Origin of the sequence: Streptomyces sp. V4I2 (assembly GCF_030817655.1) — a bacterium.
GTDB lineage: Bacteria > Actinomycetota > Actinomycetes > Streptomycetales > Streptomycetaceae > Streptomyces > Streptomyces plumbiresistens.
Window position 1 is genome coordinate 10,159,186 of sequence record NZ_JAUSZM010000003.1, and the last position, 12,151, is coordinate 10,171,336.

At 69.7% G+C, this 12,151-nt stretch carries 10 protein-coding genes and 3 pseudogenes; 7 read left to right on the top strand and 6 right to left on the bottom strand.

Annotated elements, in window-relative coordinates; translation table 11 throughout:
* Positions 1–110 precede the first annotated feature (110 nt).
* From QFZ76_RS47465 to QFZ76_RS52050, 4 genes and pseudogenes are all read left to right on the top strand, one after another.
* Positions 111–314, top strand: coding sequence for a cold-shock protein (locus QFZ76_RS47465; protein WP_037751662.1), 204 nt, complete (start codon positions 111–113; stop codon positions 312–314).
* Positions 315–426: 112 nt separating this feature from the next.
* A pseudogene (locus tag QFZ76_RS47470) lies at positions 427–817 on the top strand (hypothetical protein); the annotation flags it as partial.
* A gap of 1 nt (position 818) precedes the next feature.
* Positions 819–1,387, top strand: a pseudogene (locus QFZ76_RS47475) (hemerythrin domain-containing protein).
* 76 nt (positions 1,388–1,463) lie between these two features.
* Positions 1,464–1,868: a DUF2243 domain-containing protein gene (locus QFZ76_RS52050; RefSeq protein WP_373464468.1), complete on the top strand. Its 405-nt coding sequence runs from the start codon at positions 1,464–1,466 to the stop codon at positions 1,866–1,868.
* Positions 1,869–1,894: 26 nt separating this feature from the next.
* On the opposite strand, the gene QFZ76_RS47480 is transcribed toward QFZ76_RS52050, so the two are convergent.
* The 4 genes from QFZ76_RS47480 to QFZ76_RS47495 all read right to left on the bottom strand — a co-directional run bounded on the left by QFZ76_RS47480 (position 1,895) and on the right by QFZ76_RS47495 (position 5,275).
* Positions 1,895–2,452 (bottom strand): GtrA family protein, encoded by a 558-nt coding sequence (locus QFZ76_RS47480; protein WP_307679518.1) that lies wholly within the window; start codon positions 2,450–2,452, stop codon positions 1,895–1,897.
* A gap of 29 nt (positions 2,453–2,481) precedes the next feature.
* On the bottom strand, positions 2,482–2,784 hold the full coding sequence (locus QFZ76_RS47485) for a hypothetical protein (RefSeq protein WP_307679519.1): 303 nt from the start codon (positions 2,782–2,784) through the stop codon (positions 2,482–2,484).
* Positions 2,785–3,212: 428 nt separating this feature from the next.
* A complete protein-coding gene (locus tag QFZ76_RS47490; RefSeq protein ID WP_307679520.1) occupies positions 3,213–4,322 on the bottom strand; it encodes a phosphotransferase family protein in 1,110 nt (369 codons plus the stop codon).
* Positions 4,323–4,822: 500 nt separating this feature from the next.
* A complete protein-coding gene (locus QFZ76_RS47495) occupies positions 4,823–5,275 on the bottom strand; it encodes an Hsp20/alpha crystallin family protein (RefSeq protein ID WP_307679521.1) in 453 nt (150 codons plus the stop codon).
* Between the two features lie 98 nt (positions 5,276–5,373).
* Here QFZ76_RS47495 and QFZ76_RS47500 point away from each other — a divergent pair.
* Positions 5,374–5,690 (top strand): annotated as a pseudogene (locus tag QFZ76_RS47500) (urease accessory UreF family protein); the annotation flags it as partial.
* Positions 5,691–5,982: 292 nt separating this feature from the next.
* On the opposite strand, the gene QFZ76_RS47505 reads toward QFZ76_RS47500, so the two are convergent.
* Both QFZ76_RS47505 and QFZ76_RS47510 read right to left on the bottom strand, forming a co-directional pair.
* Positions 5,983–6,654, bottom strand: coding sequence for a response regulator transcription factor (locus tag QFZ76_RS47505; protein WP_307679522.1), 672 nt, complete (start codon positions 6,652–6,654; stop codon positions 5,983–5,985).
* Positions 6,623–7,918 carry a sensor histidine kinase gene (locus tag QFZ76_RS47510; RefSeq protein ID WP_307679523.1) on the bottom strand — a complete coding sequence of 432 codons (1,296 nt, stop codon included), beginning with the start codon at positions 7,916–7,918 and terminating at the stop codon, positions 6,623–6,625. Before QFZ76_RS47510 ends, QFZ76_RS47505 begins: the two co-directional genes overlap by 32 nt.
* A gap of 302 nt (positions 7,919–8,220) precedes the next feature.
* Between QFZ76_RS47510 and QFZ76_RS47515 the strand changes: the two genes are divergently transcribed.
* Entirely contained in the window at positions 8,221–8,997 is a 777-nt protein-coding gene (locus QFZ76_RS47515; protein ID WP_307679524.1) for an ABC transporter ATP-binding protein, read from the top strand.
* The gene (locus tag QFZ76_RS47520; RefSeq protein ID WP_307679525.1) at positions 8,997–11,567 is read left to right on the top strand and encodes an FtsX-like permease family protein; all 2,571 of its coding nucleotides are present in this window, start codon (positions 8,997–8,999) and stop codon (positions 11,565–11,567) included. The genes QFZ76_RS47515 and QFZ76_RS47520 overlap by 1 nt, the downstream gene beginning before the upstream one ends.
* Positions 11,568–12,151: the final 584 nt, after the last annotated feature.

Below are 12,151 nucleotides of genomic sequence, written 5' to 3' on the forward strand. Positions count from 1 at the left end.
GGACCTGCCCGCGCTTTGGCGCGGGCGCTTTGCTGTGCGGTGCCGAACCAGGGCGATCACCTCCAGGACCGCGCGGTGCGGCTCCTGAACATTGACTGAGAGGCACGAGCATGGCCAGCGGAACCGTGAAGTGGTTCAACGCCGAAAAGGGCTTCGGCTTCATCGCCCAGGATGGCGGCGGACCGGACGTCTTCGCGCACTACTCCAACATCAACGCCTCCGGCTTCCGCGAGCTGCAGGAGGGCCAGGCAGTCACCTTCGACATCACCCAGGGCCAGAAGGGCCCGCAGGCGGAGAACATCACCCCCGCCTGACCCGTGGCCTCCCCCAGGGCCTGAACAGGCCCTGGGGGACCGGCATGGCTCCTGCAGGTCGCCGCGGCGTCGAGCACGGCGCGGCGACGGCAGACCCATCTCGCAGCGGACGGAGCACGTCACCCACTACGAGTCCCTGGTCGACCCGGGCGAAACGTGGTGGGAGCAGCTCGTCAGCCACGAGTACAACGAGTGCTACCTCTACCACTCCTTCATGGAGCAGGAGCCCGACCCCAAGGTGAAGGCCACTTGGGAGCTGCACCTGAACATGGAGCTCGAACACCTGCGTATCGCCTGCGACCTGATGCGCCGTCACGACAGCCGTGATCCGCAGGAGATCCTCGCGCCCGAGCGGATTCGAGCGGTTGCAGGAGCAGATCCACGGTGGTGAGGAGCCGCCCAGCGAGCGGGTGATGACGCAGCACCGGGAGCTGTTCGGCCGCGAGTACCGCTCGCAGACCGAGGGCGAGCACCCTGACGCGGCGTCCAGGGAGAGGAGCTGACATGGCCGGGATCGCCGCGAGCGAAGCCGACGTGGTGGCTCTGCTGATGCGCCGGCACGGCGACATCCGCAACCTGTTCGACGAGGTCGAGCAGACCACGGGCGACGAACGCCGGGACGCCTTCCTGCGTCTGGTACGGCTGCTGGCCGTGCACAAGACCGCCGAGGAAGAGGTCGTGCACACCTTCACGCGGAAGTCGGTCACCGGCGGCGAGGAGGTGGTCAAGGACCGCCTGGCGGAGGAGAAGGAAGCCAAGGAGACCCTCGCCCGGCTGGACGGGGCGGGCACCGGCGACCCCAAGTTCCTGTCCGAACTCGCCGCTCTGCGCACCGAGGTGATGGCACACGCGCGGGCGGAGGAACGATACGAGTTCATCCACATCCGCCGCACCGCCGACCCCGAACGCCTCGCCTCCTTCGCCGGTGGCATCAGGGCGGCCGGGCCATGGCACCCACTCACCTCAACCCGGGCACCGAGTCCGCAGCGAAGAACATCAGGCTCGGGCCCTGCGCCGCGCTGATCGACCGCACCCGGGACGCCGTACGCAACGCCATGGGCAAGGACAGGTGAGGCGGCGTTCGTCGACGAGACCGTCTTCCACCTGCTGCTGCACCGGCACCACTTCTACGACTAGTCCACCCCCGATGTGGGCCTGGTGTCCGACGGACTGATCCACGCCGGAGGCCGGCTGGCCATGCGGCGGGCCTGTTCCTGTACGCCGACCTGCGGCGCCGGGACGTGCCTGCTGCGCCCGGCCTGGTGGTCCGGGATCTGCCTGGGCATCGGCGGGTTCCAGCTGTACGAGGGCACGATCCAACACAAGCTGCTCCGCTTCCACCAGTTCCGCTACAGGTCGTGCAGGTTTGCTCGGTCGCCGTCCCATGGGAGGCATGGCTGCCGCCGTTCACCGGACACATGGCCGCGCATCAGGCGGCCGGTTTGGTGGCGCCCTTGCTCGTCGTGCTCGCCACCGGTGGCCGCGGCCCTCGACATCGGAGACCTGTGGGCGCTGTACCGGGCTCCGCTGCCCGCCGAGGCGCTCCAAAGGTGAGTGTTGGGCTGGTGGGGCGGGGGCTTTTACGCCGCCAGCTGTGGCCGCGGTCCGTTGGGCCGGCTCGTGTACGACGGTTGCCGCATTCCTGTCGGGAGGGGCATGGCTGGGGTCTCTTGCTGCGTCAGTGGTTGTGTGGTGCGGCCGTGGCGGCCGGCGAAGACGTAGAGGCGCAGGATGATGAAGCGGCCTGTGCCGGCGAGGCCGGAGGCGGTGAGGTAGACGGTCTGCTCCGTCAGCGTGCCGGGGGAGGGCTGCACCGCATGTAGGACGTAGATGGCGACGCTGGTGGTCAGGTACGCGGCGGTTGCCGAGCCCGCGGACTGCCAGTGCTCTCGCCATCCGGCGCTGCGCCCTTTGGCGAAGGTGAAGCGGGCGTGGAGTTCGGTGCACAGCAGGGTGGAGGCGATGGTGATGGCCGCGTTCGACACCGCCCAGGGCATGGTCATGGCTAACAGCGGTACCGCGAAGCTGGAGAGGATCCCGACGCCACCTCCGAAGATCACAAACCGTAGGAAGGAGGCGATGTGGCCGGGAGAGGCCGAAGTCGCCGTCTCGGACTTCGGTGCGAGGGGCGACTTCATGGCTGCGTCCTTCCGGAGAGAGGGTGCTTTTAGAGGCTGCGGGCGGTGGTGGCGTGGATGGTGAGGGCGGCGTCGGCGCCGTCGGTGTTCTTGAGGGCGTTGTGGATCCGGCCGTGGCCGGTGCCGGCGTCCAGGGAGGCGGAGACGCCGCGGGCGGCGCCGACTGTGATCTGGCCGGCCTCGATCCGCAGGACGCCGTCGCCGTCGTCGTAGGTGACCGTGATCTGGTCCGCCGCCTTGGCGTCGCTCCGGTCGGCGGCGATGAAGCGGATGCGTCCGGCGGGGATGTCGAGGAGGGCGGAGACCGGGGTGGGGGTGGCGAACTTCTGCATCGTGCTCTCCTTCGGCTCATTGTTTCCGATGGAAGAAAAGCTACGTTGCATTCATAGATCCGGCAACATACTCGTTGCGTATTATCGCTATTAATGCAGGTGACGGCGGAGAATTCATTGCAATGGTCTGGAGTCTAACGCAACAAGTCCCGCTCGCGTCGTTGCAATGAATCAGAAGTGAACGCTATAGTGGGGTCACCACGGCCCACGAAGGAGACCGCCATGCCGACCTCGCCTACGTGGAGATCGCGGAGTCGAGCGCCCCGTCCTGCTGCGCCACTACGTCGCCGCGAGGCCACCGGCTACGCACACGGCGCACCCCCTGTGCGAGCCCCTGCGCGGTCGAGATCCCGCTTCCGGGCCGGGCCGCGATGGCTACCCACGCATGGTCGTGGAGATACGGCGATGCCGGCGGTTTCGAGGCTGGATCAGAACGGTGCGAGGTGGTGGCGGAGACCGGCTGTGAGCTGAGCGACTGCATGGGTATAGAGACCGGTCTGCAGGTCCTCGGGGCTGTTGCGGCGGGTGCGGAAGTGCAGGGAGGAGAAGAACCGCTCGTACACCTCCCAGGCGTCGCGGCGCGTCTGCAGGCTGTCCAGCGTCTCGTCGCAGGTGTCGGAGGCGTGCCGCAGATAGGTCTCCAGTAACCGGCGGATCCTCGTGCGATCCAGCGGCAGGTACCACGGCGGAGCCGGTATGCAGCCACCGATGTAGGCCAGGTCCTTGGCCCGGTCGCCGATCTCGGCCCATTCCCAGTCCACGTAGCGTGGCGTGCCGGCGTCGTCGACCAGGATGTTGGGAACCACGAGGTCGCCGTGGACGAGGGTGAACCGCTCCAAGCGCCCGAAGGCGGGTTCCGCCGCCGCCATGAAGTCCTCCACGCGGGGGAGCAGCCGGCTGACCTCCGGGTCGTCGACCACGTGCGGGAATGTCTCGCTCCACCAGGTGAGGCTGGTGGTGAACAGGTGGGTCAGTGACAGATTCGTGCCCTGCTTCTCCGCCGGTGCGTCGACGTCACCGCACCGATCGAAGGTCCGGGCGTGAAGTCTGCTCAGTTGGCGGGCGTGAGCGGCCAGAAGGCCGTCGTTCCACTCTGCGGGGTGGAGCACCCGGCCGGAAACGTACCCGCACACCATGTAGGGAGATCCCAGAGGGTTGTCGCGTGCCTGTTCCAGCAGCACGGCCGAGGGGCCGATGCCGTCCGGAATGAGGGGGAGGGCGGCGAACTCCTTGCTCATCGGCCGGGGCAGGTCCTCGGGAGCCCTGCGTGGGACCCGGATGACCAAGGGAGGACTTCCGTCGGCGTCGAGGCGCCAGGCCGTGTAGCTCTCTCCCTGTCCCAGTAACCGGACTCGGTTATTCCGTGGTGATGGCGCTGGTGTCTGCTCGGGCAGACCCAAACACCCGGGCTCAGTCTGTGCCAGGTGTTCGATTCGAGTGGCCGTGTCGTGCGCGAACGGCTCGCGGCTCACTGCGTCGGCTTCCTCGTCGACCTCAGTTTCTCTCCCCAGCCCGTCCGGTGCGCTCGGACACCACACCAGCGTAGGACCCAAGGCTACTTAAGGACCGGGGACCATAAACAGACATTTCACGGAGCCGGACGTCAAGCTGCCTGCTGCTGGACGCCGAGCCCGGGCGAACTGAGGATCGTCCGCATCTGCGCAGGCGGCCTCCAACTGCCCCAGCAGGGCGAGCATCTGTTTGCCGAGCGAGTCCTCGGCCGGCGGTGGCCGGTGGGACAGTCGGCGCGGAAGACCTCCCGCATTTATTGGCTGGGTACGACGCGACGACATCCCCGAAGCTGTCCTCGGCCTCGCCGCCTGCCTGATCAACCACCGACAGGTCCCACGGCTTTGTTGGGGCCTCTTTGAACAAGCAGCAGGGAAGCGGCGTCGACCTCCCCAGGCGCTACGCCGCTTCCCTGCCAGCAGGTGCCGACTACCCAGGGTCGTCTGTTCTAGGCCCGCCAACATCGTGAGTGTGCAGCCTCCGGAGGACGCGGTCAGGTACAGGCTGTGCCGCGGGGCGGGAGCGGAGCTCAGGAATGCCGCAGCGGGATGGCCGTGGAGTCCGCCTTCGCCTCCGGCGCCGGGATCGGGACCGTGATGGTCAGAACACCGTCCCTGTACTCCGCCGCCGCTGCGTCGTACTGCGCCCCGGCCGGCAGCCGTTCGAAGTGGCTGTAGCGGAAGTGGGCGGGGTGCCTCTCCGTGGTCTCGCGATGCTCGGCGCGCAGCGTCAGGATGCCGTTCGTGACGGTGATCTCAATGTCCTTGTCGGGGTCCATGCCTGGCAGCTCCGCGCGCAGCTCGTATGTGCCTTGCGTCAGGCGTTCTTCGACGTGGATGCCGTGCGTTGCCGATGCTGTGTTCAGTGCGGGGAATCCTGCCTCGTCCCAGTCGGGCAGGTCGGGCAGGTCGGGCAGGTCGGGCACCGTGGGCGAGCCGGGGATCCGCTTGATCATGCTGCTCATCTCTCGCTCCTCGTTCATCCCCCTTCCAGCATCATCCACCTGAACCTGTTCGGAGTCGCCGGTGTTGGCGGCGACGTCACGCGGGGGACGGCGCTGTGGAAGACAGCCGCTCGCCCATGAGCCGCGCAGCCCTGCTCCTCCTGGCCGATGGCCCGCCGCTTCCCTGCCGGTGGGCACGCCCACTCCGGCGGCGTCGAGGCCGCGGTCGCCCGCGGAGCCGTACACGACACCGACAGCCTGGAGGCGTTCTGCCGCGGGCGTCTGCACACCACCGGTCTGACGATGGCCGGGCCGGCAGCGGGGGCCGCCGGCGGACATGACCCGCTGCTGCTGCTCGACGACGCCGCCGTGCGTACCCCCGTCCCCCGCATCACGTGCCGCCGCCCCCAGGCTCGGCAGGCAGATGATGCGCGCGGCTCGTGCCACCTTTCCGTAGGCCGAACTCGAGGACACCCCACCGACCGAATTCCCGGACGCCGTACGCCGGGCCGCCAAGGGAGAGGCCCCCTTCAGCCGGGACACGCTCGACCGCCTCGTTGCGCAGGCTCTCCGATCCCATTGCGCCTCCGACACCCCTACGGATACCCCGGTGCCGGCCATCACCCCGTGCGAGCGGGAAGTACTCGGCCTGCTGGGCGCGGGAACGCCGAGGTGCTGCGGCACCTCCACGGGGTCGGCGGTCCGCTGCGCCGAGAGACGGAGTACTGATCACCCGCCTGGCCCGTTCATCGGGGACCGCGGGGCATCACGAGCCCGCTGTCGTATGCCAGGATCACGGCCTGCACCCTGTCCCGGAGCTGGTACTTCTCCAGAATGTGCGCAATGTGCGTCTTGACCGTGGTTTCTCCCACGCCCAGTTCGCGGGCGATCTCCGCGTTGGACAGCCCGCGGGTGAGGGCGCGCAGGACGTCGAGTTCGCGGCCGGTGAGGGCGTCGAGGCGGGACGGTACGACCGGAATCGTGGGCGCGGCGAGATGGGCGAAGCGGTCCAACAGGCGGTGGGTGACGCGGGGAGAGAGGACGGCGTCGCCGGCGGCGACGGTGCGGATGGCGTCCACTAGGGAGTCGGCGGGACCGTCCTTGACCAGGAAGCCGCTGGCTCCGGCACGCAGAGCGTCCACGACGTGTGCGTCCAGGTCGAAGGTGGTCAGGATGACGACGCGGCTCGGTGATCCCGTCTGCACGATGAGCCGGGTGGCCTCCACACCGTCCATGTGCGGCATGCGGATGTCCATGAGGACGATGTCGGGCCGCAGGGCTTGGGCGCTCGCGACGGCGGAAACGCCGTCCGGTGCCTCGCCGACGACCATGATGTCCGGTTCGGCTTCGAGGATGAGCCGGAATCCAGTCCGGATCATGGGCTGGTCATCGACCAGCAGGACGCGGATGGCCTGCATGCGGGCAGTGCCCTTCGTGGTGTGAGTCGGGCGTGGGGAGGGGGATGACGGCGTGGACGCAGTAACCGCCGCCGGGGCGGGGGCCGGTGTGCAGGGAGCCGCCCACGGCGCCGATGCGCTCCCGCATGCCGACCAGTCCATGGCCCGAGCCGTTGGACAGGGCGGGCGGACGCGGAGTCCCGTCGCCGGGCCGTGGACCGTCGTCGCAGAGCCGGACGGTGAGGCGGTGACGCTCCGGTTCCCAGGCGACGCTGAGGTCGGTGCGGGTGCGGCCGGCGTGCTTGAGCGTGTTGGTGAGGGCCTCCTGTACGACGCGGTAGACGGTGAGGTGTGAACCGGCCGGCAGCTCGGCGGGGGTACCCGTGGTCTCGAAGTCGACGGCGAGGCCTGCGGCGCGCACCGAGTCCACCAGCTCCGGTATGGCCTCGACGGTGGGCTGCGGCGGCTCCTTGTTGGGATCGGTCTCGGCCTCCTCGTCCGTACGCAGGAGGTCGAGGAGCCGGCGCAGTTCGGTGACGGCTGCCCGTCCGGTCTCCTCGATGGTGCCGTGCAGTTCGTGCGCCTTCTGGCGGTCGCGGTCCTGGACCCGGTCGGCGGCGATGGTCTGTACGACCATCAGGCTGACGTTGTGCGCGACGATGTCGTGGAGTTCGCGGGCGATCCGGGCGCGCTCCTCCATGACGGCGGCGCGCGCGTTGGCGACCTGCTCGCGTTCGAGCGCGGCGGCCCGTTCCACGGCCTGGTTCCGGATGGCGGCGCGCGCTCGGTGGAGCCGGCCGAGGGCCCACGCGGCGACCAGAATCATCGCCTCGGTCAGGAGTGTGGCGATCCGGTAGCCGGGCGAGGCGAGCGCCGCTTCGGTGACGGCCGCCGCCGGGATGAGCACGGTCACCACCAGGGTGGCGGTCCTCGGCGTGCCCCGCACGGCGGTGAGGAACACGGCCGTGGCCACGCCCAGGTAGCTCGGCCCGATGGAGGTGCCGTCGGGACTGGAGAGTTGCGGGACGTAGTGGAGCCCCTGGAGGACGCTCGCGGCCGCCGCCATCACGAGCAGGGCGGGCAGCGGAAAGAGGCGGTGGGCGGCCAGGGGCAGCATCGACAGCAGGGCGAGCACGAAGAACCGCGCGTCGTGGGTGCGCAGTTCGGGTCCGCCGGGCGGCATCGCCTCGGCCACGGCCAGCAGTCCGGCGGCGAGCAGCAGGGCCAGACCCGCGTCGGTGAGGGCCGGGGGTATGCGGCGCCCCGCGAACGAATCCAGCGTCATGGACCCCACGTTAGACGGATCGCCAGGTGCGTCGATCTGTCCTGGGGCTGAAAGAGGGACGGCCGTCTCCTTCGTGAAGGCATCCTCCGCAGGGAGGAGGAACTCGCAGCGCGCGGCAGGTCAGGGGCGCCCTCTGCTCCTTCGTACGGCGGAGACCACGAGGGGTCTCGCCCGGCCGAGGGACGCACGAGTTCGACTGTGCGGCCGAGGCTACGACCCGCTGTCGCCGATGCACTTGAGGGAGCACGGAATCCGAATCCGATAACGGAATGCCGTACGAAGCGTCGAGGAGTCGAGGAGTCATGGTGCGGTCGTGGGGCCAACAAGGGGACGTGTTCGCCGCCAAAGGCCGGTACGCGGTGCAACTGACGGACCTGACCAAGCAGTTCGGCGAGGGTCCGACGGCCGTCCTGGCGCTGGACAGGGTCAGCCTGGGCATCGAGCCCGGTACGTTCACGGCGGTGATGGGCCCCTCGGGCTCGGGCAAGAGCACGTTCCTGCACTGTGCGGCCGGCCTCGACAGGCCCACCTCGGGGGAGGTCCGCCTCGGCGGCCAGGACCTGGCGGCACTCAGAGAGCGACGGCTGACGGAGTTGCGGCGCACCCGCATCGGTTTCGTCTTCCAGGCCTTCAACCTCCTCCCCTCTCTCACTGTGGAGCAGAACATCACGCTGCCCCTGCGGCTGGCCGGCAAGGAGGTGGACGCGGCCTGGTTCCACCACATCATGACCACCGTCGGCCTCGGCGACTGCCTCGCGCGCTTTCCCGCGCAGCTCTCCGGCGGTCAGCAGCAACGGGTGGCGATCGCGCGCGCCCTCGTCACCCGCCCCCAGGTGATTTTCGCCGACGAGCCCACCGGAGCACTCGACCCGCAGACCGCCCGGGACATCCTGGGCCTGCTGCGGCAGGCGGTCACCGATCTGCACCAGACGGTGATCATGGTCACGCACGACCCGGTGGCCGCCGCACACACCGACCACGCTGTCTTCCTGAGCACCGGTCGCATCGTCGATGAAATGGGCGCACCGAGCGCGGACCGTGTCGCGGAAGTCCTCTCCGGCCTGCGGAGGACCGCCTGATGCTGAGCCTCGCCCTGCTGACGCTGAAGGCCCGCAAGGGCGGTTTCGCCGGTACGTTCGTCGCGTTGCTGCTGGGTGCCGCCGTCCTCAGCGCCTGCGGCATGCTCCTGGAGTCGGGCATACGGGCCGGGTCGTCCCCCGAGCGATACGCGGCGGCCGACGCGGTCGTCGCGGGCCGGCAGGAAGTGGAACTGACCCTGAAGGACCTGGACGGATCGTCCCTCAAGGAGTCGCAGCCGCTGCCGGAACGCGTACCGCTGGCAGCCTCGGTGGCCGACCGGATCACTGGCGTCGACGGCGTCAGGTCGGTGATCGCGGACATAGGCGCAGCGGTGCGCCTGGTGACCGGGGACGGGCAGCCGGTGGCCGGGCGGCACGGCTCGGCACCGGAGGCGCACAACTGGTCGGGCCTGTCCCTCGGCGACTTCCGACTGACCGCCGGCCACGCACCGCGCACGGCCGGGGAGATCGCCCTGGACACCGAGATCGCCGGACGGGCGGGCATCCGCCCTGGGGACGAGGTCCGCCTCATGACCACGTCCGTGCCCCGTACCTTCGAGGTCGCCGGACTCGTCACGCTGAAGGACGGCCGGGCGCCCCGCCGGTCGGTCGCGTTCATGTCCGAACCGGCCCTGCGCCAACTGGCGCCCGCGCCCTCCGCGTACGCCTTCGGTGTCCTCGCCGCCCCCGGTACGTCACCCGAGCGACTGGCCGACGACATCAAGGCGGCGCTCGACGACGACACGCTCGCCGTGCACACGGGGGAGGGGCGCGGACGGGTGGAGTTCCTCGACATCACCGCCAGCGGGTCGAATCTCGTGGTGCTGGCGGCCGCGGTCGGCGGCAACGTCCTGCTCATCGCCGTCTTCGTGCTGTTCGCCACGACATCGCTGTCCATCCGGCACCGCCGCCGGGAGATCGCGCTGCTGCGCGCGATCGGCACCACACCCGGTCAGATCCGGCGCCTGGTCGCCGCGGAGGCCGCCGTCACAGGCCTGGTCGCCGGGGCGCTGGGCTGTCCGGTCGGGCTGGTCCTGGTGTACTGGCTGCGCGACCGGTTCGCCGGACACGGCATCGTGCCGCCCGACTTCGGGCTCGCCATCAGCCCGTTGCCCTTCCTCGCGGCGGTGCTCGTGACCGTGCTGACCGCGCTGGTCGCGGTACTGTCCGCCTCTGGGCGCGCGACCCGGATACGGCCGACGGAGGCGCTCGGAGAAGCCGCGCTGGAGGCCCCCGGTCTCGGCCGCGGACGCAAGGTCGCCGGCAGTGTGCTCCTTGTCCTGGCGGCGGGCATCTTCGCCGCCGGCCTCGCGCAGAACGCCGACTTCTTCACCCTTGTCGGGCTCGCCAACTCCCTCGTACTCCTCCTCGTGATCGCCGTCGCAGTGCTCGGCCCGCTGGTCTCCCGCGCCGCCGTACGCCTGCTCGGCCCGCTGGTGAACAGGACCGGCGTCACGGGCTTCCTGGCGGCGGCCAACACGCGGGCCAACGTGGGCAGACTGGCCGGTGCGATCACACCGCTCGTGCTCGCCGTCGCCTTCGCGTCGACCGTGGTCTTCACCCAGACCACCGGCCTGAGGGAGTCGGCCGACCAACTGCGGTCCGGCCTTGTCGCTGACCACGTCCTCACGGCGCCGTCCGGGGTGTCACCCGAACTGGCCCACAAGGTGAGGGACATGAAGCAGGTGCGGTCCGCCACCGGAATCGTGAAATCCAAGGTCGTGGCGGTGGGCAGGCTGCTGGGCGCAGAGGCGTCCGTCTCGCTCAGCGCGCAGGGCGTGGACCCCCGCGCCCTCGGCACCGCACTCGATCTGCGGTCGCGCGCAGGGGACTTGACCACGTTGTCGGACACCAGCGTGGCGATCAGCACCACCACCGCGTCCTGGCTCGGCCTCGGCGTCGGTGACACGGCCAGGCTGTACCTGGGCGACGGCACCCCGTTCCGGGGACAGGTCGTCGCCGTCTACGAACGCGGCTTCGGGTTCGCCGAGGTCACCCTGGAGCACGACCTGCTGCTCGCCCACACCACGCGAAAGGTCGACGCGTCCGTACTCGTACGCTCCGACCCCACGGCATCCGGCGTCCCCGAGGCTCTCTCCGACGTGGCGGCGGACTACCCGGGCACCGTGCTCCGGGACGGGCTCGCCGTCGACGACCAGCTGACAGAGCAGCAGGCGAACGCCTGGGTCAACTACCTCGTCGTGGGGTTGATCATCGCGTACACGGCGATCACCGTCGTCAACACGCTGGCGATGAGTACGGGCGCACGACGGCGGGAGTTCGCGCTCCTGCGGCTGTCCGGGACCGCCCGTCGTCAGGTCGTGGGCATGATGCGCCGGGAGACCGTCATCGTCATCGTGGCCGGGGTGGGAATCGGGACGCTGCTGTCCGCGTTCCCGCTGATCCTCGTGTCCCTGGCACTGAGCGACTCGCCGTGGCCGGCCGTGTCCGGTCTCGGCTGTCTGGCGATCGCGGGGGCGACGGCGGTGCTGGCGGCCGCGGGCACGATGGTGCCGACGCGGGTGCTGCTGAGGATTCGGCCGGTCGAGGCGATCGGAGGGAAGGAGTAGAAGGGGTGCGCTGCTTTCGCGTCTGGTCCTAGGTTGGCGACGACCGCCAGTGAGGCGTCACACCGCCGCAAGAACGGTGCCGCGAAGGCCGGTTGTACGTCACCCAGGTGTGTCGGCACCCGGCGGCGGCACAGCGCCGTCGGTCCGGGCGAAGGCCGCCCACCACTCCAGCAGCTCGGCCTCGAAGTCCCGAGCCTCGCCAGTCGCGATCCGCTTGAACCACGAGCTGCGCCTCGACCTCGCGTCGTGTGGCCGTGCCTTTGGCTCCGTCTGTCCGGTCAGGTAGGGACCGAGGTCACCGCCGCACGTACGGCCCTCACAGTGGGCGGCTGGGCGGTCCTGTACGCCCCGCTCACGCTCTGGTGGCCTGCCGCCGCCCTGCTCACTGCGGCCGTTGCAAAAGGCAAGGAGAACTCTCTCCTTGCCACTCTCAACATATAGCGCGCTGGGGGGCTTGCCGCAAGACCCGGGTCACGGCGGAGAATCGTCGGCCGATGCCCCAACCTGCGGAGATGGGAGCACGACGTGCGTGTGTTGTTGGCGACGCATGGGGACGCGGTGACGTCGAAGCACTGGCGGGACCG